Annotated in this window: 20 protein-coding genes, 2 tRNA genes, 3 rRNA genes and 2 pseudogenes; 6 read left to right on the top strand and 21 right to left on the bottom strand. The window is 39.3% G+C overall.

All coding sequences use genetic code 11. The annotated features are described in order from the left end of the window. Positions 1-38: 38 nt before the first annotated feature. Positions 39-800 carry an IclR family transcriptional regulator gene (locus GYM74_RS00255; RefSeq protein WP_220218525.1) on the bottom strand — a complete coding sequence of 254 codons (762 nt, stop codon included), beginning with the start codon at positions 798-800 and terminating at the stop codon, positions 39-41. A gap of 382 nt (positions 801-1182) precedes the next feature. On the opposite strand from GYM74_RS00255, the gene GYM74_RS00250 reads away from it, so the two are divergent. Both GYM74_RS00250 and GYM74_RS00245 read left to right on the top strand, forming a co-directional pair. Next, positions 1183-2379, top strand: a complete 1197-nt coding sequence (locus GYM74_RS00250) for an efflux RND transporter periplasmic adaptor subunit (RefSeq protein ID WP_220218524.1) — start codon at positions 1183-1185, stop codon at positions 2377-2379. 1 nt (position 2380) lies between these two features. Further along, positions 2381-4351, top strand: a complete 1971-nt coding sequence (locus GYM74_RS00245) for a MacB family efflux pump subunit (protein ID WP_220218523.1) — start codon at positions 2381-2383, stop codon at positions 4349-4351. A 118-nt stretch (positions 4352-4469) separates the two neighbouring features. On the opposite strand, the gene GYM74_RS00240 is transcribed toward GYM74_RS00245, so the two are convergent. Both GYM74_RS00240 and GYM74_RS00235 read right to left on the bottom strand, forming a co-directional pair. Then, positions 4470-5198 carry a DsbA family protein gene (locus GYM74_RS00240; protein ID WP_220218522.1) on the bottom strand — a complete coding sequence of 243 codons (729 nt, stop codon included), beginning with the start codon at positions 5196-5198 and terminating at the stop codon, positions 4470-4472. A 19-nt stretch (positions 5199-5217) separates the two neighbouring features. Further along, positions 5218-5487 carry a YihD family protein gene (locus tag GYM74_RS00235; protein WP_220218521.1) on the bottom strand — a complete coding sequence of 90 codons (270 nt, stop codon included), beginning with the start codon at positions 5485-5487 and terminating at the stop codon, positions 5218-5220. Between the two features lie 270 nt (positions 5488-5757). On the opposite strand from GYM74_RS00235, the gene mobA reads away from it, so the two are divergent. Beyond that, a complete protein-coding gene (gene mobA / locus GYM74_RS00230) occupies positions 5758-6345 on the top strand; it encodes a molybdenum cofactor guanylyltransferase MobA (protein WP_220218520.1) in 588 nt (195 codons plus the stop codon). Positions 6346-6388: 43 nt separating this feature from the next. On the opposite strand, the gene GYM74_RS00225 is transcribed toward mobA, so the two are convergent. After that, a complete protein-coding gene (locus GYM74_RS00225; protein WP_366518747.1) occupies positions 6389-7414 on the bottom strand; it encodes a low specificity L-threonine aldolase in 1026 nt (341 codons plus the stop codon). Between the two features lie 86 nt (positions 7415-7500). Here GYM74_RS00225 and mobB point away from each other — a divergent pair, with 86 nt between their 5' ends. Beyond that, entirely contained in the window at positions 7501-7995 is a 495-nt protein-coding gene (mobB, locus tag GYM74_RS00220; protein ID WP_220218518.1) for a molybdopterin-guanine dinucleotide biosynthesis protein B, read from the top strand. A gap of 61 nt (positions 7996-8056) precedes the next feature. After that, on the top strand, positions 8057-8740 hold the full coding sequence (mtgA, locus tag GYM74_RS00215; protein WP_370634037.1) for a monofunctional biosynthetic peptidoglycan transglycosylase: 684 nt from the start codon (positions 8057-8059) through the stop codon (positions 8738-8740). On the opposite strand, the gene cobB is transcribed toward mtgA, so the two are convergent. The 3 genes and pseudogenes from cobB to GYM74_RS00200 form a co-directional block, all read right to left on the bottom strand. Beyond that, entirely contained in the window at positions 8737-9435 is a 699-nt protein-coding gene (gene cobB / locus GYM74_RS00210) for a Sir2 family NAD+-dependent deacetylase (RefSeq protein ID WP_220218516.1), read from the bottom strand. The genes mtgA and cobB overlap by 4 nt on opposite strands. Before the next feature lie 45 nt (positions 9436-9480). Then, positions 9481-10296 carry a hypothetical protein gene (locus tag GYM74_RS00205; protein ID WP_220218515.1) on the bottom strand — a complete coding sequence of 272 codons (816 nt, stop codon included), beginning with the start codon at positions 10294-10296 and terminating at the stop codon, positions 9481-9483. Continuing rightward, a pseudogene (locus GYM74_RS00200) lies at positions 10280-11120 on the bottom strand (VanW family protein). The gene GYM74_RS00205 and the pseudogene GYM74_RS00200 overlap by 17 nt, the downstream one beginning before the upstream one ends. Before the next feature lie 203 nt (positions 11121-11323). Here GYM74_RS00200 and GYM74_RS00195 point away from each other — a divergent pair. Beyond that, complete coding sequence (locus GYM74_RS00195) at positions 11324-12013, top strand: aspartate/glutamate racemase family protein (RefSeq protein ID WP_220218513.1); 690 nt, start codon at positions 11324-11326, stop codon at positions 12011-12013. A 4-nt stretch (positions 12014-12017) separates the two neighbouring features. Here GYM74_RS00195 and GYM74_RS00190 read toward each other — a convergent pair whose 3' ends face one another. From GYM74_RS00190 to GYM74_RS00125, 14 genes and pseudogenes are all read right to left on the bottom strand, one after another. After that, positions 12018-12227 carry a helix-turn-helix transcriptional regulator gene (locus GYM74_RS00190; RefSeq protein WP_220218512.1) on the bottom strand — a complete coding sequence of 70 codons (210 nt, stop codon included), beginning with the start codon at positions 12225-12227 and terminating at the stop codon, positions 12018-12020. Positions 12228-12302: 75 nt separating this feature from the next. Beyond that, positions 12303-12881, bottom strand: coding sequence for a hypothetical protein (locus GYM74_RS00185; protein WP_220218511.1), 579 nt, complete (start codon positions 12879-12881; stop codon positions 12303-12305). Between the two features lie 179 nt (positions 12882-13060). Continuing rightward, positions 13061-13921, bottom strand: a complete 861-nt coding sequence (gene rpoH, locus GYM74_RS00180) for an RNA polymerase sigma factor RpoH (protein WP_220218510.1) — start codon at positions 13919-13921, stop codon at positions 13061-13063. 156 nt (positions 13922-14077) lie between these two features. Further along, positions 14078-15052, bottom strand: coding sequence for a permease-like cell division protein FtsX (ftsX, locus tag GYM74_RS00175; RefSeq protein ID WP_370634029.1), 975 nt, complete (start codon positions 15050-15052; stop codon positions 14078-14080). Continuing rightward, on the bottom strand, positions 15049-15708 hold the full coding sequence (gene ftsE, locus GYM74_RS00170) for a cell division ATP-binding protein FtsE (RefSeq protein ID WP_220218508.1): 660 nt from the start codon (positions 15706-15708) through the stop codon (positions 15049-15051). The genes ftsX and ftsE overlap by 4 nt, the downstream gene beginning before the upstream one ends. Before the next feature lie 9 nt (positions 15709-15717). Further along, positions 15718-16641 (bottom strand): annotated as a pseudogene (gene ftsY / locus GYM74_RS00165) (signal recognition particle-docking protein FtsY); the annotation flags it as partial. Positions 16642-16816: 175 nt separating this feature from the next. Beyond that, positions 16817-17374, bottom strand: coding sequence for a pseudouridine synthase (locus GYM74_RS00160; protein WP_220218506.1), 558 nt, complete (start codon positions 17372-17374; stop codon positions 16817-16819). A gap of 154 nt (positions 17375-17528) precedes the next feature. Beyond that, positions 17529-17644, bottom strand: a 5S ribosomal RNA gene (rrf, locus tag GYM74_RS00155). Between the two features lie 151 nt (positions 17645-17795). After that, positions 17796-20694, bottom strand: a 23S ribosomal RNA gene (locus GYM74_RS00150). Between the two features lie 204 nt (positions 20695-20898). Continuing rightward, positions 20899-20974: transfer RNA gene (locus tag GYM74_RS00145), tRNA-Ala, on the bottom strand. Positions 20975-21026: 52 nt separating this feature from the next. Next, positions 21027-21103, bottom strand: a tRNA-Ile gene (locus tag GYM74_RS00140). A gap of 55 nt (positions 21104-21158) precedes the next feature. Beyond that, positions 21159-22696: ribosomal RNA gene (locus tag GYM74_RS00135) — 16S ribosomal RNA — on the bottom strand. Together the 16S, 23S and 5S rRNA genes with 2 tRNA genes alongside form the textbook arrangement of a ribosomal RNA operon. A 301-nt stretch (positions 22697-22997) precedes the next feature. Further along, complete coding sequence (purT, locus tag GYM74_RS00130) at positions 22998-24179, bottom strand: formate-dependent phosphoribosylglycinamide formyltransferase (protein WP_255556180.1); 1182 nt, start codon at positions 24177-24179, stop codon at positions 22998-23000. Between the two features lie 87 nt (positions 24180-24266). Further along, positions 24267-25565, bottom strand: a complete 1299-nt coding sequence (locus GYM74_RS00125; protein WP_220218505.1) for an adenylosuccinate synthase — start codon at positions 25563-25565, stop codon at positions 24267-24269.

Genomic DNA, 25565 nt, shown 5'->3' with positions numbered 1-25565 from the left:
AATATAGGGTAGCTATAAATTTACTCTATAGCCGTAAGTTAATTTTTCTTCTTTAATTCAACGGATATCGATGCGGCAATATTTTTCAGTTCATGAATAATCATTGCCTTTTTCTGGATTATTCGAAAAGAAGAGCCGGCAACGCTGATTGCTCCAACCACCTTATTTTGTTTAATAAAGATTGGAACAGCAATGCAGGTTAATCCCTCTTCTACTTCTTCATCATCCATTGAGTAACCGTCGATGCACACTTTAGCTAAACTGTTGTGTATGGCTTCACGATCAACAACCGTTTTACTGGTGAATTGAACCAATGGGCGACTTAACACCTTGTTAATTTCAACTAATGGTTGATAGGCTAATAATGCTTTTCCTAAACCGGTGCAGTATACCGGCATTCGGCTACCAATATGGGAGTTAGTTTTAACCGCCAGCTCACCTTCAGCTTTGTATAAATAAATCACACTGCCGTCATGATAAACCGCTAAAAAACAGGTTTCGTTGAGTATTGCAGCCAGCTTTTTTAAAAAAGGAATCGATACCCCAACTAAAGAGATATTCATTAATCCTTTCACACCTAATTGAAAGGCTTTGACATCTAAAAAATATTTTTCTGTGGCAGCGTCATAACTCAAGTACTGTCTTTTTTTTAATATATCTAAGATTCTAAATACCGTGGTTTTTGCCATTCGACTGAGTTTAACAATTTCTGCCAGCGAAATCCCCGAAGAATAATGGCTAATAATTTCGAGCAATGTTAGGGCATTATCTAAGGTGGATTGCTGTTTTTGAGATGACATTTGTTCTACTCCACATAAAGGTACGATTTTTCACCGCAGTACTGTTAATTTTTTCTTTAAAAACAGTATAATAAACATTCAAAATCGGACTTTAAAAGAAATCTTTCAATATACTATTTTATCTAATGATATGGATAATTTAAGCTTAGCGGCTACATATTACTTGATTAATGGCTTTTTTTCTATAAATTCAAGTACATCTTTCTATTTTTAATCCGCCTAAAAGGCGATAAACTAATGTGTTTTTAGCATGCTTTTTTAGATAGATGTGATATCGGTAATTTTCATAATTATTACAAATAATTATCGTTAGTTAGCCAAACCAAATAATTTAATACGATACAATGTTAAAAAATATAACAAAATTTAAGGATGAAACAGATTGTTAAAGTACATTAAACTGAAATACCTATTAATAGCGATCATCGTTTTTGTCGTTATTTATGTTGCAAAATTAATCCTTTCCCCTTCGCAATCTACCGTTAACTACATTACTTCCCCGGTTATTAAAGGAAACGTCGAAAAAACCGTGCTTGCCGACGGCACTATCAGCGCTTTCAAACAAGTCAGCGTAGGTGCTCAAGTTTCAGGGCAGATAAAAAAGCTGTATGTGGAATTAGGTGATGAGATTAAGCAAGGCGATATGATAGCTGAGATTGATGATCTTAAACAGAGCAATGATCTTAAACAATCCGAAGCAAAGCTAAATAGTTTAGAAGCGCAGCGCACATCAAAGCAAGCCAAATTAGTCAATTATCAGCTTACTTATGAGCGCCAACTTAAGTTGGTGAAAAAAGGGGTGGGTGCACAGGCTGATTTAGATTCGTCAAAAGCCGATCTCGATGCAATTAAAGCCGATATTGCCGCACTTGATGCCGATATTGTTAGTGCGCAAGTCGCCGTTGATACCGCTAAAGTCAACTTAGGTTATACCAAAATCCGCTCACCAATTGACGGCGTTATCGTCGCCATTCCGGTTGATGAAGGACAAACCGTCAACTCCGTACAAAGTGCGCCAACCATTGTTAAAGTCGCTCAACTGGATAAAATGACGATCGAAGCGCAAATTTCAGAGGCCGATGTCATTAATGTTAAAAAAGGAATGCCGGTTTATTTTACTATTTTAGGGCAACCAAATAAGCGGTTTGACGGGCTAACATTAAGAGCCATTCAACCGGCGCCCGAATCAATCAATAGTGAGAGTTCTCTAGCTACAAGCGCTTCATCTTCATCATCAAAAACGGCAATTTACTACAATGGGCTGTTTGATGTTGATAATCCCGAACATATTTTACGCATTTCGATGACGGCGCAAGTCTACATTGTACTGGCTGAAGCGAAAGATGTGCTATCAATTCCGTCTCAAGCCATTGTACAGACTTTAGCAGACAATAAAGCGATTGTTTACCTGCTAAATAGCGATAACACTGTTGAAGAGCGACAAGTCACTTTAGGGATAAATAATAATGTGAGTGTCGAAATTCAATCCGGACTTAAAGAGGGTGAGATTGTGATAGTGAGTAGTACCAATGGCTCGCAATTTAGTCCTAACGGGCGATCACCAAGGATAAAATTCTAATATGACTAATTATCCTAATCCGCTTATTAAACTGGAGAAGATCACTCGGCAATTCCCGGCTGGCGATTCAACAATTGAGGTATTAAAAGGGATTGATTTAACCATTAATGCCGGTGAAATGGTGGCGATTATTGGTGCGTCAGGCTCCGGTAAATCAACATTAATGAATATTCTGGGTTGTTTAGATAAGCCAACCAGTGGTACCTATACCATTGGCAATCGCACCACCAGCAAGCTATCACCCGACGAATTAGCCGAATTACGACGGGAACATTTCGGCTTTATTTTTCAGCGATATCATCTATTAAACGCCTTAACCGCACAAGGCAATGTCGAAATTCCGGCAATCTACGCTGGCATGACAGCAGATCAGCGCCAAACTCGCGCTAAAGATATTTTGACTCGTTTAGGTCTGGCGGAAAAAATCAATAACAAACCTAACCAATTATCCGGCGGTCAGCAACAACGTGTTAGTATTGGGCGGGCTTTAATTAATGGCGGGCAAATTATTCTGGCCGATGAGCCAACCGGTGCATTAGACCGTAAAAGTGGCACGGAAGTAATGGCCATTTTACGTGAACTTCATCAACAAGGTCATACGGTAATTATTGTCACCCATGATAACAATATTGCTCAAAGCGCCGAACGTATTATTGAAATTAGTGACGGCAATATTATTTCCGATGCGATTAATCCTAATTATCAAACCGAACAAGGGAGTCATCGTCAGGTAAAACAGATCGACATTACCAAAACGCAAGACAATCTACGTGCCAAATACTATCGTTTTCGTGATGCATTTAAAATGGCGTTACTTTCTATGGCATCACAACGCTTACGAACTTTTCTCACCATGCTCGGCATTATCATTGGTATTGCTTCAGTTGTTTCTATGGTGGCATTAGGGCAAGGTACCAAACAAAAGATTTTAGCCAATATCAACTCGTTAGGCACCAGCACGTTAGAAATTTATGCCGGAAGTGGATTTGGTGATCGTAATGCTGACAAAATTACCACGCTCAGATCTGCCGATGCTGACTTTTTGGCAAAACAAAGTTTTGTGCATAGCACCACACCGAATTTAGCAACAAGTGCCTATTTTCGTATCAATAATTTGGCCGTGACCGGAACGGTAAATGGTGTTGGAGAGCAGTTTTTTGCGGTGCGAGGCTACACTATCAGCAAAGGAATTGCTTTCGATAAGCAGAGCGTGGATACCTCTGCGCAAGATGCCGTGATTGATGAAAATACCGTTAAACGACTATTTACCAATCAAGACCCGATTGGCAAAATTTTAATTGTCGGACAATTGCCGGTTAGGATCATCGGGGTTGCCACCAAACAGCAACAAGGTTTTGGCAATAACGAAAGTTTAAATATTTGGCTCCCTTATACCACCGTTATTAATCGTATGGTCGGTCAAACGTCTTTAAAGAGTATTACCGTTCGTGTAAATGATAATGTTGATTTATCAATTGCCGAAAAAGCTATCGAAAACATCATGTTACAACGGCATGGTAGTAAAGATTTCTTTATTTTCAATTCAGATAGCATACGGGAGACCGTCAATTCGTCTGCCTGGGTGTTAACACTTTTAATTTCAACCATTGCTTTAATTTCGTTAGTGGTTGGTGGAATTGGTGTGATGAATATTATGTTGGTGTCTGTAACAGAAAGAACCCGTGAAATTGGGGTAAGAATGGCTGTCGGTGCTCGCTCATGTGATATTTTGCAACAATTTTTAATTGAGGCAATATTAGTTTGCCTAATTGGTGGCGCTTTAGGGATCTTATTGTCGTTTGTAATTGGTTTTATTTTTAACTATTTCGTGACTTCATTTGCAATGAGTTTTTCTATTGCTTCTATTATTGCTGCATTTAGCTGTTCAAGTGTCATTGGCGTTATTTTTGGCTATTTCCCGGCTAAACGAGCGGCAAAACTTGATCCTATTTACGCTTTAGAGCGTGAATAGTTCGCCTAGAAAAATCCCTTTACTTAATGTTAGCACTAAGTAAAGGGATATAAATGATGTTAAGCTATTTATCGCTAAAAAAGATAACCTTGATCAGTGATTTAACTCAGCAAGGGGATTATTCTTTCGGCTTTTCTTCTTCATTTTTTACATTATGCGGATCTAACGTCGTTAAAAAAGCCGTTACTTTAGCATAGTCGTTAATAAATGCTTCGTTACTGTCTTTATTCAATCCACTCGAGTTGACAAAGAATTTTCGATTTACCACAACCAGCGGTATCGAACCCGGTTGTAATTCATTAATAGCGTCAGCTTGTTGGGATAAAAAAGTTTTAACTAAAAAACTATCTTTGGTTTTATCATAAGTTTGAGCATCAACACCTAAATCAGCAAATACGGTCTTGATATCTTCCGCTGTTTTGATTTTCTTATCTGTTTGCATCGCTTTATAAAAAACGTCTTCAACTTTATCTTCAATGCCAAGTACATTGGCAACCGCCCATGCTTCAGATAACTCTTTCGCTAGTGGACCAAAATTATTTAAATGGTAACGTTTAAAATTAACATCTTTTGGCAACGTTTTTGCGATTAATTGAGCACCATGGTAGTCATTTTCAAATACCCGACAACTAGGGCAGTTAAACGAAAAGAACTCAACGACTTCTTTATCCGGTGACGGACTAGTCGGTAAAACGCCATATTGAATACCTTTAGTAATTGACTCTTCAGCCGGTGTCGATACCGATGTTGCTTGTTGGCTTTCAGAACTAGTATCGGCGGGTACTGACTCAGCAAAGCAACTCATACTGTAAGCTAGTACTCCAATGGCAATAAGCGTTTTTTTCATGGTGTTAATTCTCCTTTAATTATTCTTTAATTAATCCGCGCGCTTTTAGTAGTGCGGTTTTAAAATCATCTTCATAATCTTTTTTTAACCCGGGAATGGCTTCATTTTTATCAGCGTCTCGCATTTTAAGATGATAAATTAAGACTTCATCACTCAGATCCTTTAATTCACCTTCAAAACCAGCTTCTTGACCAAGTTTAGCCAAAAATTGTAATAAATTGAGATCAGAATCTTTTTCCCACGCTGCTTGTAATAACTCCATTACTTCATCGATACGATGACATTTCATAATTGATACCTTTTTAAGTCTTCAATCAAATTGAAGATGATGATGTGAATTTTATTTAAAATATCCATATTTCATCAGGTTTATTGTCATTATTTAATTGATTTGCAACTACAGCTTAAAAACAGCTTAGTATATACTCAATAATAATTATTCGCCCATAAAACCTGTCATTATTGAATTATTTATTTTATTTTGTATTTTACGACTAGATTAACATTGCTATATAGTAATGTTATTTTGATTTTTCGCAATGTTAAAGAGAAATAATTTATGGAAAATCTGCCTATTACAGCAATAATCTTAGCAGGTGGTCAAAGCTTGCGGATGCATGGCGAAGATAAAGGTTTAATGATGTTGAACAATAAACCGCTTTTTCAACATGTTATTGACCATACCAAACCGCAAGTGAGTAATATTATGATCAACTGTAATCGTCATTGCGATCAATACCAAAAAGCAGGCTACCCGACTTTTAGCGATGATCATAAGGGCTATTTGGGTCCACTTTCGGGCATATATAGCGGCTTATTGCGTAGCACTACACCGTGGAACTTATTTGTAAGTTGCGATACCCCTTTTTTACCCAATGATTTAATCGCACGTTTAGTCATTTATACCCCAACTCATCATGCGATTTATCCGTTTGATGGCCAACATAGCCACCCCACTATCTTATTAATACATCGTAGTATTACGCCACAACTGAAAACTTATTTAGCGCAAGGCGAGCGAAAATTGATGTTATTTTTAAGTAGCATCAAAGCGCAAGCTGTCGATTTTAGTGATAAGCCAACCAGTTTTATCAACGTTAATACCCCTGAAATGCTTGAAAGCCTTAACCAAAAAAGCAGTAGCTAGTCACAATACGCAATAATTTAATCTTTTATTACACACTTTGCCGTTACAGCCATTTTTTAATCTGTTTAGCAAATGCTTCGATCTCGTTGTCTTGCGTTGCCCATGATGTACAAAAACGTAAGCCGATATGATCGCTATCTGTCTGGCCTAAATTATCGACCGCATAATGGTTAACAATTTTTTTGGCTATTGCGTTAGGAAAATTGACAAAAAGTTGATTGGTTTGTGGTTTTGCCATAAAGGTGAATCCGGCCTCTTCAAATAGATTGACTAATTTTTCAGCCATTTGGTTACCATGTTTGCCAAGCTCAAGATAGAGATTATCAGTCATTAATGTATCGAGTTGTACGGCAACAACCCAACTTTTAGCTAAAATTGCGCCTTTTTGTTTCATGCTAAAACGGAAATCTTGATTAATGGTTAAATTATTAAATACCACCGCTTCACCGGCAAAAGCACCGACTTTGGTACCGCCGATATAAAATACGTCAGTGTATTTGGCTAAATCGGGAAAAGTGATATCGTTTTCTTTAGCGGCTAATGCCATGGCTAATCGTGCGCCGTCTAAATAGAGATATAGATGATTTTTTTGACAAAATTGATAAAGCTCTTTGAGCTCTTGCTTAGTGTATATTGTACCTAACTCTGTTGAATTAGAGATATAGACTAACTTTGGTTGCACCATATGTTCATCACTGTGCTGCGCTAATATCGGTTTAATGAGTTCTGGGGTCAATTTGCCATTCGAACTTTTGACCGTTAATACTTTGTGTCCGGTCGCCTCAATGGCGCCTGTTTCGTGAACATTAATATGGCCGGTTTGGGTTGCAATTACCGCTTGATAAGGCCGTAATAGATGAGAGATAACCGTTAAATTGGTCAGCGTTCCACCCGGCATAAAATGAATATCAGCATTAGGTGATTTGAGTTTTTTTTGAATGGTCTCTCTCGCTTGATAACTACAAGCATCTAAACCATAACCGCTTAATTTTTGGTTGGTAATATCAAGAAAACGTTGCAGTAAACGTGGGTGCACAGTTTGGTTATAATCATTCAAAAAATCATACATATCATTACCTTTTTTATTCATCCAACATCATAAAATGATGTAATATTAATCTTACTTTTAATATAACATGCTTGAACAAAGAGTCTATGAACAATCGAAAAATAGTGGCGATCGCAGGCTACAGCGGTAGTGGTAAAACCACGTTATTAAAAAAGATTATCGCGTTATTAGTTAAACAAGGGATAAAAGTTGGTAGCTTAAAACATGCCCACCACGATATCGAAGTGGATATTGCTGGTAAAGATAGTTATGAGTTACGAAAAGCAGGCGCTTTGCAAACGATTGTTGCTTGCGATAATCGATACGCTTTTATTGAAGAAACCCCTAATGAGCCAGCCAGCTTATCCAATCTCATTGAGCGTTTTGATAACGTTGATGTGATTTTGGTTGAAGGGTTTAAAGATGAAAAAATCCCGAAGATTGTCTGTCATAGGCAAGCAAACAATAAACCTTTTTATATCGATGAGTTTACTATCGCTGTTGCCAGTGATCAGCCTTTAAAAATGGCTTTGCCACTATTAGATATCAATCAGCCCGAGCAAATTGTCCAATTTTTAAAAAAATATTTATTTAATTCTTAATATATCGTATCTTATTTACCTAATTTTTACTCAGTTCCTATTAAAGATTTGCATGAATCGAATACTAAAAAAACTATTACGCATCACGATAAAAGTCACCCTTGGATTTATGCTGTTATCTTTCTTTCTTGTATTAGTCATGCGTTGGGTCGATCCATTTGGCTCAATGATTATGGTCGAAAGAAAATTAGCTAATTGGAATGTTCAGCAAGAACATGAATGGAAAGATTGGGATGAAATTTCCGATAATATAAAAATTGCGGTTATTGCCGCCGAGGATCAAAAATTTTCTTCTCATTGGGGATTTGATTTTAGTGCCATAGTTCATGCAGTTAAACATAATTTAAAGAATAATAAAAAGCGTGGCGGTAGTACCATTACCCAGCAAGTGGCTAAGAATGTATTTTTGTGGTCTGCACGTAGCTTCGTGCGTAAAGGCGTTGAGTCTTGGATTACGCTTTGTATTGAGCTAAGTTGGTCAAAAAAACGCACCCTTGAAATCTATTTAAATAGTATCGAATGGGGAGAAGGTATTTTTGGTATTGAGGCAGCCTCCCGCCACTACTTTGGTGTCAGTGCAAAGCAATTAACCAAAGAGCAAGCTAGTTTACTGGCTGCAATTTTACCTAATCCTAGAAAATGGAGTCCAGTTAAGCCTAATATCCTTACACAAAAAAAAGCAAAATGGATCCTAGGCCAAATGGAAAATTTAGATACAAAAACATATTTGAAGAAACTTAATTAATTATCGATTGCGCTTAATGTTTCTACAAATTTAGTCACAATTTTACTTGCTGGGCCGTAAATTTTGGTTTGAAATAAACTTTCACCCAAACTCGGCTCTAAATTGAGCTCAACAGTTTTTGCCCCCGATTGATTAGCAACCTCTACAAAACCCGCTGCCGGGTAGACATTGCCCGATGTACCAATCGAAATAAAATAGTCAGCTTGTGAAAGCGCATGATAAATTTTATTCATCTCTAATGGGATTTCACCAAACCATACTATGTGTGGGCGAATAAGCTTATTTTTTACATATTCCACATCCTGATGACAATCAATGATTTGTCCGGTTTGTTCATTGCGAACTTTCAATAATTCACCATGCATGTGGATAATATTTTTAGAACCCGCCCGCTCATGAAGGTTATCAACATTTTGTGTCACAACTAACACATTTTCACTGCCAAGCTTATGTTCCAGCTCAGCTAAAGCAAAATGCGCTAAGTTTGGTTTTACCTCAGGGCTTTGTAATTTTTTTCTTAGCATATTATAGAAGCTATGAACCGCAATGGGATCGCGACTATAACCCTCGTAGGTTGCAACATCGTTAACATCATACCCTTCCCACAATCCATTTTGTGCTCGGAATGTCGATAACCCGGATTCAGCAGAAATACCCGCACCGGTTAAAATCACAATTTTAGGTGTTTTCATCATACCTTAAATCTTTATCATTCTAATCATACAGGTTTAATTAATTTACTATTGTTTATATTCGGTTGTAAACATGCTCATAGCCGGTTTTTTTAACTTTTGATACTTACTGTAAGCGCTAGCCACTTTTGATCTGACGTTTGCTTTGCTTTCACCATTTAACCAACTATTAATCATGGCGTGCACGCTATATGCTTCCGGGGCCATATACTGCATGGTTAAAATCAATGGCGAAATTCCAGTACCTAATAACGGTTTAGAAAAATATTTTTGACTTTTACAAGCAAAAACGGCCGCATAACGTGTTTTTTGCTTTTCTTGCTCTTGTTTTGAGTTTGCCGCCCAACTCGTTTCATAACCAAAGAATTTACGCCAAGACCATTCCATTAAACCATTGTGACCGATGTAAACAACTAAATCAGCTTTACCACCCGCGATTATTTCTTTGTTATTTATGGTAAATGTTGATTGTTTTTTGCCTGCCGAGTAATTAATAAAATCATCAATCGTATTATCAATATATTTACCGTCATAGGCTTGCGCAACGATATAAACATCTTTGCTTTGATGCTTATAGATAATCTCTTCTAATATATAACCCTTTTCAGGTTTATTGACTTGTACTACTTGCCACTCTTTTTGTTTACTAAAAAAGGTTTTAAAGCCATAGGCGGCGCCCCAATAAAGATTATTTTTTGGATCTTGACCATTACCGATTGCAGCCGGAACTGGTGCAATGCCTTGATACTTATTATCACATAATGCAACAACGACATGAATCACTTTGGGATCTGCAAAACATGAAAAAGATAAAACTAAACACATTATTGGCATTAATAATAGATATTTACTCGTTTTCTTCATTTGTTATCAATTCTCCATTCACTTCGTATTTCACAATTAATTTATTTTTATACATCATTTTAGAACAAATACATGCTGGGGCGCGACCGATATTGTTTTTGGTCATGGTGTCTCTCCAGATTATCATTTTTTCTATAGATAACACCTTGCCTTTTAATAAAGGCATGCTGCTTTTCATAAACACGATAGCTGTATTGTCTTTCTTCATCACATAATAGTTCTCCCTCTAGTTGGTGATCGCCAACATGAAGCATAATTTGAAATGTTTTATCGGTAGGATTATGAATAATAAGATCAATATAATTATAAAAAATAGCGGCACCCGAACCAAAAGGTAACACCCGACCATCATCAGGAAAAGGATCAAAGCTATGATTTGCTCGTTCGACTATTTGGCGCTTTGAATGGAGAGCTAACCAATGAATCAGATTACTAATCTGACATATACCACCGCCAATACCTGAACGAGCTACGCCCAATAAAAGTTCCATTCCATTGACAAATCCTCGCTTCTTAGTTGGTTTTCCGACTAATCGGCAAAATGAAAAATATTCACCAGGTTTAATTAAGATTCCATTTAACGAATCAACTGCAATTTTTAGATTTTTGACTTTATTGTATTGAAGCTGAATATCGCTGTTACCCAATCGACGTATTAATTTAGAGGTATGTTTTTTATAGCGAAAAGGTAAACGTAAATCATGACTACGTTTTAAGCTATATTGACGTGAAGAACAATACCAGGAAAATCGACGAAACAAGCGACGCTGATTTACTCTTAACCAATAAAGTAAGGGATGATAATTGGATAACAGCTTTCGCATTATTGCTTTTTCCTTATATTCTACGAATATCGATTATAGCATCAAAAGATTTATATACTATGTTATATAAGTTTTTTAAGTTTAAAAGATTGTTACAAGACGCTTTGGTTTATTTACCAAAATACCTTAACATTAACAAATTTAATCTCTTCAACATAATTTTAATTACACAGTTCGCTTAATACGTTTAGGAAATGGATAAAATGAAAACAATAGGTTTAATCGGCGGGATGAGCTGGGAAAGCACAGTGACTTATTATCAAGTGATCAATCAAATGGTAGGAAAATCATTAGGAGGATTACATTCAGCCAAGACGCTTTTATATAGTGTCGACTTTCAAGAAATTGAACATTGTCAATCCAATGGTGAGTGGGATAAAAGTGCGCTTATTTTAATTGATGCCGCCAAAAGACTAGCATTAGCTGGGGCAGATTTTATCGTGATTTGTACCAATACGATGCATAAAGTCGCAGATCAGATTCAAGCTGCCATTGATATTCCCATTCTCCATATTGCTGATGTTACGGCACAGCACTTAATCAAAGGCAATATTCAAACGGTTGCTTTGCTAGGAACAAAATATACGATGGAACAAGACTTTTATAAATCAAAACTGACTAATAAAGGTTTAAAAGTACTGATTCCCGATGAGCAAGATAGAATAATCATCAATCAAATTATTTATGATGAGCTTTGCCATGGCATAATTAAGCCAAGCGCTAAACAAGCTTATCTTGATATTATTGATAAACTTGTAAAGCAAGGCGCACAAGGCGTTATACTGGGTTGTACTGAAATTGGCTTGTTAATCCAACAGACAGATTGCCTGACGCCATTGTTTGATACCGCTTTATTGCATGCAGAAGAAGCCGCCTTACTTGCAATAAGTTAATCATTTACTCTTTATCAGTATATTCCAGTATATCGCCCGGTTGGCAATCTAAGTGTTTACAGATTGCCTCGAGGGTTGCCAGTCTGAATCCTTTTACTTTACCTTGCTTTAGTAATGATAAATTTTGTTCAGTAATGCCGATTGCGGCTGCTAAGTCTTTGGATTTAATTTTGCGTTTAGCCAGCATTACATCTAAATTTATAATAATTGCCACATTAAGATCCTATTAAATCGGTTTCTAGGTTAACGTCATTGTATCGTACTCAACGTTATTATTTATATGCTATATTTAGATAAACTGTCTATTTTCTTCAGCGATCTGACTGGCTTTTTTTAAGATCTGACCAACTAGCATAATACTGATTGCTAACAGCAGTGTCATAAAATCTTCGCTTGTAAACGATATTGAAAAATAACGCTCAGGCTGATTGTAACTTAATATTGCCGTTATTACCGGTTCTGAAAGTACCCCCATTACCGCCCAAATCACCAAATATTTACCAAAGTTATAACAGTAGTTTGTTGATTTAACGGAAAAATAGTCCGCTTGCGCAAAATTAACCAGCATTAATCGTAGTTGATTAAAAGCATAAATTAAAATAATAATTCTGCCGGTATCAATAAGTGTTGCTAAGGCAGCTTGCCAGAAGGTTAAGCTTAGTACATCGAAGCTATCATCGATTGCTGTAAAAATGAAAAATGAATATCCATTGGATTCCAACCCGATATTATTCGTACCAAAAAAGTAAAACAGCATTGGCGACACCGTACCAATTAGCATGCATACAATAGGGAGCAGGATTAAAATTGCCATATATTGACAGTATTGGTTTAATCGTGATTGTTTTTTGGTTATAGCTGTATCCATTTTTATTTCCTTATTATTTAACTTAGGAAATACAGTATAAAACAAGCACAATAAAAAACAATAAAATATTAAAGTAAAACAATAATAACTTATCTTAATGCATTCATTGTGGATTTTGAGCATAAAAAAACCTTACTGTTTTATCAGTAAGGTTTAAAAAGTTAAAAATCACAATTTAATTATGCTTCAATGGCTACACGTAGTTTTTTCATTGCGTTTTTTTCAAGTTGACGTATACGTTCAGCCGAAACACTATATTTATCAGCCAAAACTTGCAATGTTGATTTGCTATCATCAGAATCTAACCAACGTGCTTTGATGATATCTTGGCTACGTTCATCCAATTGTGATAATGCATCATGTAATTTATCCGTTGCGTCATTTTCCCAATTATCATTTTCAATTGATTTAGAAAAATCAGAATTAACATCTTCTAAATAAAGCGCCGGAGCTACAATTGAATTATCATCGTCATCACTATCAATATCAAATGACATATCTTGCGCTGACATGCGAGATTCCATTTCAAGTACGTCTTTACGACTAACACCTAATTCATCAGCAACCATATCAACTTCAGCATTATTAAACCAACCTAAACGTTGTTTGTTTTTTCTTAGGTTGAAGAATAATTTTCGTTGTGCTTTAGTTGTTGCTACTTTAACAATACGCCAATTTTTTAATACGTATTCATGAATTTCAGCTTTTATCCAGTGTACCGCAAATGAAACTAAGCGAACGCCCATTTCAGGATTGAAACGACGAACAGCTTTCATTAATCCAATATTACCTTCTTGTATTAAATCTGCTTGCGGTAATCCATAACCGGAATAACCACGGGCTATATGCGCAACAAAACGTAAGTGTGACAAAATTAATTGTCTTGCTGCGTCCACATCGTCATGATAATAAAGTCTTTCACCTAATGATTTTTCTTCTTCTGCGGTTAGCATCGGATAGGTGTTAATCATGCGAAGATATGATTCAATATTTCCTTGTGGGATTAAAGCACCTACTTGCATTTTTAAATCAGTACTCATTTAATTCCCCCTTTTAATTAAGCTATTTTGTTGCCTTTTTAAATAACAACAATTTAAAATCTTACTGTTTAATTAGACCATCAAAACGTGATTTAGTTCACATTTTTTATAATATATTTATATCTTGATAGCACTAATAATATTTATTTAATTTAATTAAGCAATATGCATCACTTTTAAATATTTTTTAGTCGCAATTAAAGCTGATAGCCAACCAATTATCATCGAAAATAAAACAATCAATATACTTTCATCCCATGAAAGTCCATTTATTGTCACTATTGTTCCAAATACATCTGCAACATGCAATATGATTGAATCTATTTGAAGTATAAATATTTTCGATAAAATTAAAGCTAAAATAGCACTTATTAGACCAATAAAGATGCCACTATATAAAAATGGTCTTAAAATAAATCCTTCTGTTGCGCCAATTAATTGCATAACAACAATAGTTTGCCTACGGGCAAAAATATTTAATCGAATGCTATTGCCGATAACTAAAGAAACGGCAATAACCATTAAGATTGCTACTGTCCATACTATGGATTTTACCATATCTGTCAATGCGATAAGTCTGGTAAACCAGCTATCATCGAGTTGTACATCATCAACACCTTCAATTTTCGATATTTCCGCCTGTAATTGATGAAGTTTAGTTGTCTGTTTGGCTTCTTTTTGCGGCAGTAAAATGGCTACTGCCGGTAATGGGTTCTCATCTAATAAATCTAAAGCACTGTCAAATCCAGACCATTTTTTAAACTCTTCACGTGCCTGCTCCGCTGACAGATAGTTGACACTTTCAAACTCGGTATAAGTTTTGAGTTTATCGAGTAAATCAGTCGTTTTTTCCGGTGTTAATGATTTATTGATATAGACAGTTAAATTAGGCGTTGGGTTCCATTGCTGTGCCGCTTGATTTGCATTTTTCCACAATATATATCCAATTGTCGGTAATGCAATTGAAATTGCGATCACAAAAATAGTGAGCAACGAGGCAAAAATATGTTGTCTGAAATCATTAAATACATTTTTCCAGGCATAGGCAATTTGCCTTTTCCAACGTGCGAAAAAGCTATTTTCATTTTTTGCTTTTGGTTTAGCAGGTTTGACTTTTGCATTAATCATCAACTTTTAACCTCTAAACGTCCTTGATTCAAATTTAATATGCGATGATGTTTACGGCGAATAAGTGACATATTATGTGTTGCCATTAGCACTGTGACGCCAGCTTGATTAAATTCTTCAAACAATGTCAAAATATCTTTTGATAATTTATCATCCAAATTACCAGTCGGTTCATCGGCAAGTAAGACATTTGGGCGATTAACAATCGCACGAGCAATCCCGACCCGTTGTTGTTCTCCGCCGGATAGTTGTATAGGATAAAATTTCATTTTATCTAACAATCCGACTTTATCGAGAGCGGCGGAAACTCGTCTTTTGATCTCCTCAGCTGGTTTACCAAGAATAATTAATGGAATAGCCACATTATCGTAAACAGTATGATCCATCAGCAATTGGTGATCTTGAAAGATCATGCCAATTGTTCGGCGTAAAAATGGTACATCTTGTTTTTTTAAACTAGAGACATCAATACCATTAAGGAGCACTTTACCGTCATTTGCTTTTTCTAAACCGCAAATTAATCGCATTAAAGTGCTTTTACCGGCGCCAGAATGTCCGGTTAAAAATGCCATTTCACCAGAATATAAAGTAAAATTTATATTTTGTAGTGCGGGTTTGCCACCGGAATAAACTTTACTTACTCGCTGAAATTGGATCATGGTTTCTCTCTATTCATCTGTTTCATCAAACAGTGCATTGATAAAATCGTCAGCGACAAAAGGTCGTAAATCTTCGATCTTCTCACCAACGCCTATATAACGGATGGGGATATTAAATTGATCGGCAATACTAAAAATAATCCCACCTTTAGCGGTACCATCTAATTTGGTTAATGTCATACCGGTCACACCAACTGCCTCATTAAATAGTTTGGTTTGGCTAATGGCATTTTGCCCGGTACCGGCATCTATCGTTAACATGATTTCATGCGGGGCCGTTTCGTCTTGTTTTTTCATTACTCGAACGATCTTTTTGAGTTCATCCATTAAATGAGATTTATTTTGTAAACGTCCAGCTGTGTCAGCAATAAGTACATCAATATTTTTAGCTTTAGCTGCTTGCATAGCATCAAAAATAACTGAAGCCGAATCCGCATTGATATGTTGGGCGATAACCGGGATATTATTGCGCTCTCCCCACACTTGTAGCTGTTCAACGGCAGCAGCACGGAATGTATCGCCGGCAGCGAGCATAACCGACTTGCCTTGTTGTTGAAATTGACGAGCTAATTTGCCTATGGTGGTTGTTTTTCCTACACCATTTACGCCAACCATTAATATAACAAAAGGCTTGTGACTTTCTATTTCAAGAGGTTTATCTACACCACTTAAAATAGATTTCATTTCTTGCTTTAAAAGCTCATGTAGTGCATCAGCGTCTTTTAGTTCTTTGCGTGAAGCTTGTTGAGTTAATGAACTGATTAATTTTTGTGTTGTATCAAAGCCTACATCGGCAATAATAAGCTGCTCTTCAAGCTCTTCAAATAACGCATCGTCGATCTTTTTTCCTTTAAATAAATTAAGAAAACCCGATCCAATATTTTGTTTAGTTTTAAAAAGACCTTTTTTTAAGCGTGAAAAAAAGCCTTCTTTTTTTTGTTCTGCCATAAATAAATTATCCTATGATCATATTAACGATCATTTTATCTTATTTTAGAATAAAGCCCAATGTATTCAATCAGAGAAAATAATATTATTGATCAATTTGATCCTTTAAAATTTAAAGGAAAGAATAGAATATCAACCAATATTAGACGATTAATTGTAATTAAAGATCATTGAGACTGATTGAACGCCACTCACCTTGTGACAATTGATGAGTAAAGAGATTATATTTGCCAATTTGTACACGCACGAGCCTTAAACAAGGGAAACCGACAGCGGCACACATTCGGCGAACTTGTCGATTTTTGCCTTCGGTTATTGTGATACTTACCCATGAGGTCGGTATCGTTTTGCGTTCTCTAATCGGCGGCACCCTTGGCCATAATTGTGTCGGCTCAGCCAGCGCGGAAACAATTGCTGGTGCGGTATGAAACTCTTTTAATTGAACACCCCGCTTTAATGCTTCAATCGCATTTTGGTTAATCTCACCTTCTACTTGTACCCAATATGTTTTAGGTAATTTGAATTTCGGGGAACTTATTTTAGCTTGTAATTTACCGTCATTGGTGAGTAATAGTAATCCTTCACTGTCAGTATCAAGTCGACCAGCAGGGTAAAATTGTGGTAATGGTATAAAATTTTTTAATGTTTGATATTTTTCATGAAACGAAAACTGTGTAATAACATTAAATGGTTTATTAAAGGCGATTAGTGAATTCATCTCGTTCCTACAACACTTGATGTTTGATATTACATTTTATGATATAGAAAATCACAAACAAATAAATGATTATGCCAAATTATTTACACAAAATCTAAACGGCAAATAGCAAAAAAGCCCAGCATCTCTGCTGGGCTTTCGCTCTAATTTAAAAGTCTGGCGGCACCCTACTCTCACATGGGTAATACCCACACTACCATCGGCACTACGGCGTTTCACTTCTGAGTTCGGCATGGGGTCAGGTGGGACCACCGCGCTATTACCGCCAGACATATTCTGTCTTCTCTTTCTTCAATTGATGCGCATTATCGCATGTCTGCATCAATCGCTCAATCCGGAACAAACTGTTTTATCAATCTTTCATCATCTTTCAATGATTTCTTACTCTCAACTTGCGTAACCCAAAACAACTCCGAGTTGTAAGGTTAAGACTCTCGGTTCATTAGTATCAGTTAGCTCAATGTATCACTACACTTACACACCTGACCTATCTACGTCTTAGTCTCAAACGGACCTTACTGAATCTCTTCAGGGAAAACTCATCTCGAGGCTAGTTTCGTGCTTAGATGCTTTCAGCACTTATCTATTCCGCACGTAGCTACCGGGCAATGCAATTGGCATCACAACCCGAACACCAGCGGTGCGTTCACTTCGGTCCTCTCGTACTAGAAGCAAACCCTCTCAATTTTCCTACGCCCATGGCAGATAGGGACCGAACTGTCTCACGACGTTCTAAACCCAGCTCGCGTACCACTTTAAACGGCGAACAGCCGTACCCTTGGGACCTACTTCAGCCCCAGGATGTGATGAGCCGACATCGAGGTGCCAAACACCGCCGTCGATATGAACTCTTGGGCGGTATCAGCCTGTTATCCCCGGAGTACCTTTTATCCGTTGAGCGATGGCCCTTCCATTCAGAACCACCGGATCACTATGACCTACTTTCGTACCTGCTCGAGCCGTCACTCTCGCAGTCAAGCTAGCTTTTGCCATTGCACTAACCTCCTGATGTCCGACCAGGATTAGCTAACCTTCGTGCTCCTCCGTTACTCTTTGGGAGGAGACCGCCCCAGTCAAACTACCCACCAGACAGTGTCCCTTACCTCGATTCAGAAGTACAGGTTAGAACATCAAACATTAAAGGGTGGTATTTCAAGGTTGACTCCACACACACTGGCGTGCATGCTTCATAGTCTCCCACCTATCCTACACATTAAGGCTCAATGTTCACTGTCAAGCTATAGTAAAGGTTCACGGGGTCTTTCCGTCTTGCCACGGGTACACCGCATCTTCACGGCAATTTCAATTTCACTGAGTCTCGGGTGGAGACAGCCTGGCCATCATTACGCCATTCGTGCAGGTCGGAACTTACCCGACAAGGAATTTCGCTACCTTAGGACCGTTATAGTTACGGCCGCCGTTTACTGGGGCTTCGATCAAGAGCTTCTGCTTACGCATAACCCCATCAATTAACCTTCCAGCACCGGGCAGGCGTCACACCGTATACGTCCACTTTCGTGTTTGCACAGTGCTGTGTTTTTATTAAACAGTTGCAGCCAGCTGGTATCTTCGACTGATTTCACCTACGTCCGCGCGGGATTTCAATTACCGTCAGCGTGCCTTCTCCCGAAGTTACGGCACCATTTTGCCTAGTTCCTTCACCCGAGTTCTCTCAAGCGCCTGAGTATTCTCTACCTGACCACCTGTGTCGGTTTCGGGTACGATTAACTGTAACCTGAAGCTTAGAGGATTTTCCTGGAAGCAGGGCATCAATTACTTCACTACCTTAGTAGCTCGTCATCACGCCTCAGGGTCTCAGTGACCGGATTTGCCTAATCACACCCCTACACGCTTAACCCACCATCCAATAGGTGGTAAACCTAGCCTTCTTCGTCCCCCCATCGCAGTTACAGCCAGTACGGGAATATTAACCCGTTTCCCATCAGATACGCCCTTCGGCCTCTCCTTAGGGGTCGACTCACCCTGCCCCGATTAACGTTGGACAGGAACCCTTGGTCTTCCGGCGAGCGGGCTTTTCACCCGCTTTATCGTTACTTATGTCAGCATTCGCACTTCTGATACCTCCAGCATGCCTCACAACACACCTTCTACGGCTTACAGAACGCTCCCCTACCCAATACACTTACGTGCACTGCCGCAGCTTCGGTGCATAGTTTTAGCCCCGTTACATCTTCCGCGCAGGCCGACTCGACTAGTGAGCTATTACGCTTTCTTTAAATGATGGCTGCTTCTAAGCCAACATCCTAGCTGTCTAAGCCTTCCCACTTCGTTTCCCACTTAACTATGACTTCGGGACCTTAGCTGGCGGTCTGGGTTGTTTCCCTCTTCACGACGAACGTTAGCACCCGCCGTGTGTCTCCCATGATTAAACTTGTCAGTATTCGGAGTTTGCATCGGGTTGGTAAGCCGGGATGGCCCCCTAGCCGAAACAGTGCTCTACCCCCAACAGTTACTCATGAGGCGCTACCTAAATAGCTTTCGGGGAGAACCAGCTATCTCCCGGTTTGATTGGCCTTTCACCCCCAGCCACAGGTCATCCGCTAATTTTTCAACATTAGTCGGTTCGGTCCTCCAGTTAGTGTTAACCAACCTTCAACCTGCCCATGGCTAGATCACCGGGTTTCGGGTCTATACCCTGCAACTTTTCGCACAGTTAATACTCGGTTTCCCTTCGGCTCCCCTATTCGGTTAACCTTGCTACAGAATATAAGTCGCTGACCCATTATACAAAAGGTACGCAGTCACACATACCCAACGGTACATGCTCCCACTGATTGTACGTACACGGTTTCAGGGTCTATTTCACTCCCCTCCCGGGGTTCTTTTCGCCTTTCCCTCACGGTACTGGTTCACTATCGGTCAATCAGGAGTATTTAGCCTTGGAGGATGGTCCCCCCATCTTCAGACAGGATATCACGTGTCCCGCCCTACTCTATAAGCTTCCACATAATGCATTTTCATGTACGGGACTTTCACCCTCTGTCGTGCGACTTTCCAGACGCTTCCACTAATACATTATGCTACCCGCTTGGGCTCCTCCCATTTCGCTCGCCGCTACTTTGGGAATCTCGGTTGATTTCTTTTCCTCGGGGTACTTAGATGTTTCAGTTCTCCCGGTTCGCCTCATCTGACTATGTATTCATCAGATGATAGTGCAGTCGCCTGCACTGGGTTTCCCCATTCGGACATCAACGGTTATAGCGCCTTTTATCGGCTTACCGTCGCTTTTCGCAGATTAACACGTCCTTCATCGCCTCTGATTGCCTAGGCATCCACCGTGTACGCTTAATTTCTTAACCTTACAACTCACAGTTGTCTTGGTTTCAATTACGCTTTTTTCTCTTTTCTACTTCTTCACATTCATACTTTCTTACAAATGCCTTCCGTAAAAACGAGAACTCGTTTCTTTCAGCTTGTTCCTAATTGTTAAAGAGCTTTATCTTTCTATTTACTCTTAAAAGTAAATACAAACATAATTTAATTTTCAAAAGAGACGGCTTTAATGGTGGAGCTAAGCGGGATCGAACCGCTGGCCTCCTGCGTGCAAGGCAGGCGCTCTCCCAGCTGAGCTATAGCCCCATTATTTTCACTTCTCCAACGTCTCAAGCTGGCTCGCTCAATGCCGTTGAATTGGTGGGTCTGAGTGGACTTGAACCACCGACCTCACCCTTATCAGGGGTGCGCTCTAACCACCTGAGCTACAGACCCAATAAAGTGACTCTTTCTTAACAAACAATCTGTGTGAACACTTACGAGCACTTCGTAAGGAGGTGATCCAACCGCAGGTTCCCCTACGGTTACCTTGTTACGACTTCACCCCAGTCATGGACCACACCGTGGTAAACGCCCTCCCGAAGGTTAAGCTATCTACTTCTGGTGCAACCCACTCCCATGGTGTGACGGGCGGTGTGTACAAGGCCCGGGAACGTATTCACCGTGACATTCTGATTCACGATTACTAGCGATTCCGACTTCATGGAGTCGAGTTGCAGACTCCAATCCGGACTTAGACGTACTTTATGAGGTCCGCTTGCTCTCGCGAGGTCGCCTCCCTTTGTATACGCCATTGTAGCACGTGTGTAGCCCTGGTCGTAAGGGCCATGATGACTTGACGTCGTCCCCACCTTCCTCCGCTTTATCAACGGCAGTCTCCTTTGAGTTCCCGACCTAATCGCTGGCAACAAAGGATAAGGGTTGCGCTCGTTGCGGGACTTAACCCAACATTTCACAACACGAGCTGACGACAGCCATGCAGCACCTGTCTCACAGTTCCCGAAGGCACTCTCGCATCTCTGCAAGATTCTGTGGATGTCAAGACCAGGTAAGGTTCTTCGCGTTGCATCGAATTAAACCACATGCTCCACCGCTTGTGCGGGCCCCCGTCAATTCATTTGAGTTTTAACCTTGCGGCCGTACTCCCCAGGCGGTCGATTTATCGCGTTAGCTTCGGAGCCCATCACTCAAGGCAACAAACTCCAAATCGACATCGTTTACAGCGTGGACTACCAGGGTATCTAATCCTGTTTGCTCCCCACGCTTTCGCATCTCAGCGTCAGTATCTGTCCAGAAGGCCGCCTTCGCCACCGGTATTCCTCCACATCTCTACGCATTTCACCGCTACACGTGGAATTCTACCTTCCTCTACAATACTCCAGATAACCAGTTTTAAGTGCAGTTCCCAGGTTGAGCCCGGGGCTTTCACACCTAACTTAATTATCCGCCTACATGCCCTTTACGCCCAGTCATTCCGATTAACGCTCGCACCCTCCGTATTACCGCGGCTGCTGGCACGGAGTTAGCCGGTGCTTCTTCTGTAATTAACGTCAATTGATGCACCTATTCGATACACCACCTTCCTCATTACCGAAAGTACTTTACAACCCGAAGGCCTTCTTCATACACGCGGCATGGCTGCATCAGGGTTCCCCCCATTGTGCAATATTCCCCACTGCTGCCTCCCGTAGGAGTCTGGACCGTGTCTCAGTTCCAGTGTGGCTGGTCATCCTCTCAGACCAGCTAGAGATCGTCGCCTTGGTAAGCCTTTACCCTACCAACTAGCTAATCCCATATGGGTTCATCAAATGGCGCATGGCCCGAAGGTCCCATGCTTTGGTCTTTCAACATTATGCGGTATTAGCAGTCGTTTCCAACTGTTGTCCCCCTCCATTCGGCAGATCCCCATACTTTACTCACCCGTCCGCCACTCGTCATCAAGTGCAAGCACTCATGTTACCGTTCGACTTGCATGTGTTAAGCCTGCCGCCAGCGTTCAATCTGAGCCATGATCAAACTCTTCAATTTAAAGTTTGATGCTCAATAACTGTCTCTGACATAATTCAAATGAATCTTCAGTGTCACTTATCAAGACTTAATTTTTGAGTCCGTAGACTTTTAATTTTTCGTCTCGCAAGTGCCCACACAGATTGTCTGTTTCTTATTTTTAAAGAGCTGACAGCTTTAAATTTAACTAAACATTTTGTTGTTTTAGTTTGCTGTCTCAAGGGTTGCGTATGTTACTCACTTCACATGTTTACGTCAACCCCTATTTTGCAAAATTTGCTTTTTTTGAATTAAGTGATTGCTTTTTACACAAAGTAATGCCCTATAGGGTTATTTTTAACTGTTTTACAATAGCATCGGCTTTATTTATTGCTTCTTCCACTGTTACAGCGCTTGCAAGTGCAACCCCCATTCTTCGGCAACCTTCAACTTGTGGCTTGCCAAATAAACGTAAATCAGTATTTGGTTGACTTAATGCGTTATCTAAATTTGTGAACGATACCTGTTTTGATTCACCTTCAACCATTATCACCACCGATGCACTAGCATGATATTGTTCAATAAGTGGAATAGGTAAGCCTAATATAGCTCTGGCATGTAAGGCAAATTCAGATAAATTTTGCGAAATTAAGGTTACCATTCCGGTATCATGAGGACGAGGCGATACTTCACTAAACCAAACTTTATCACCTTTAACAAACAGTTCGACACCAAATAAACCGTGCCCGCCTAATGCTTGTGTTATTTTAGTTGCAATATCTTTTGCTTGCTCTAAAGCGTTACAAGACATTTGTTGAGGCTGCCAAGATTCACGATAATCGCCTTTTTCCTGACGATGCCCAATCGGTTCACAATAAGAGACACCATTGATATGCCTAACGGTTAATAAGGTAATTTCGTAATCAAAGTCGATAAAACCTTCTATAATGACTTTACCGCCACCAGCTCGACCACCTTCTTGTGCATATTTCCAAGCTAATTGTAGATCAGCTTCACTACGTAATAATGTTTGCCCTTTACCGGAAGAGCTCATCACTGGTTTAACTAAGCAGGGGTAACCAATCTCTTTTACCGCATCTTTAAATTCTTTTTCGGTTGAAGCAAACCGATAAGGTGAAGTAGGTAGATTTAGTTGTTCAGCAGCAAGGCGACGAATTCCTTCTCTATTCATGGTTAACTCGACTGCTTTTGCAGTGGGAATAACGGTAAATCCTTCTTGCTCTAATTCAACTAAAGTTTGCGTTGCAATGGCTTCGATTTCTGGAACAATAAAATCGGGTTTTTCCTGTTCAATAATTTTTCTCAGTTCATTACCATCTAGCATATTAATAATATGATAACGATGAGCAACTTGCATTGCTGGCGCATTCGCATAGCGATCAACAGCAATAACTTCACAACCAAACCTTTGTAGTTCTATCACCACTTCTTTAGCCAATTCACCTGCGCCACACAGCATAACTTTGGTTGAAGTGGGTGATAACGGCGTCCCTAATTTAGCCATAATGTCCTCATACTCAGTTAACTATTTTTATTTTTAATATCCTAAAAATAAAAAATCGGGAAAATGCTCCCGATTTTTTATTTACAATTACGCTTGATAAGGATCACGTAGAATCATGGTTTCACTACGATCCGGACCTGTTGAAATAATATCAATAGGGGTATCAGTTAATTCTTCTATCCGTTTGATATAGTTTTTTGCGGCGGACGGTAATGCATCAAAATTTTTCACACCAAAAGTTGATTCGCTCCAACCCTGCATAGTTTCATAAACAGGTTTTACCAGGCTCCAGTCTTCCGCTGCTGCTGGTGCATTTTTAATTACATCACCATTTGGTAATTGATAACCAACACAGATTTTAACTTCTTTAAGGCCGTCTAACACATCAAGTTTAGTTAAGCAAAATCCGGAAACCGAATTGAGTTGCACAGCTTTACGAACTGCAACCGCATCAAGCCAACCGGTACGACGACGGCGGCCTGTTGTTGCCCCAAACTCATTACCTTGTTTGCAAAGATACTCACCCACATCATCAAATAACTCTGTCGGGAAAGGACCAGCGCCAACACGAGTAGAATAAGCTTTAACAATACCTAATACATAGCCAACGTAACGAGGACCAAATCCTGATCCGGTCGCTACACCACCCGCTGTTGTGTTTGAAGAGGTAACAAAAGGATAAGTACCATGATCAATATCAAGTAAAGTGCCTTGCGCACCTTCAAACATAATTCTTTCGCCTTTTTTGCGTGCCTCTTCTAATAGCGTTGGTATATCAGCTATCATCGCAATTAAAATGTCAGCGATAGCGAGTGTATCATCCAGCACTTTTTGGTAGTCTACTGCTTCGGCTTTGTAGTAGTTAACTAGTTGGAAGTTATGATACTCCATTACCTCTTTTAATTTTTCAGCAAAAGCTTGGCGATCACGTAAATCCCCAACTCGAAGTCCACGACGAGCAACTTTATCTTCATATGCAGGACCAATACCACGACCGGTTGTACCGATTGCTTTACTGCCGCGCGCTTTTTCACGGGCTTGATCGAGTGCAATATGGTAAGGCAAAATTAATGGACATGATTCAGATATCAATAATCTTTCTTTAACAGGTATGCCGCTATTTTCCAGTTCCTTCATCTCTTTCATTAATGCATCCGGGCAAAGCACAACCCCGTTAGCAATAATGCTGATGACATTATTATGTAAAATGCCCGAAGGAATTAGATGTAATACCGTTTTTTCACCGTTAATCACTAAGGTATGGCCTGCATTATGCCCACCTTGATAACGAACTACATATTTTGCTTTTTCTGTGAGTAAATCAACAACTTTACCTTTGCCTTCATCACCCCATTGTGTACCTAGCACAACAACATTATTACTCAT

It is taken from the genome of Gilliamella sp. ESL0405 (assembly GCF_019469205.1).
Taxonomy (GTDB): domain Bacteria; phylum Pseudomonadota; class Gammaproteobacteria; order Enterobacterales; family Orbaceae; genus Gilliamella.
The sequence above is the reverse complement of the archived record's forward strand: the minus strand, read 5'-3'. Positions and strand labels throughout refer to the sequence as shown.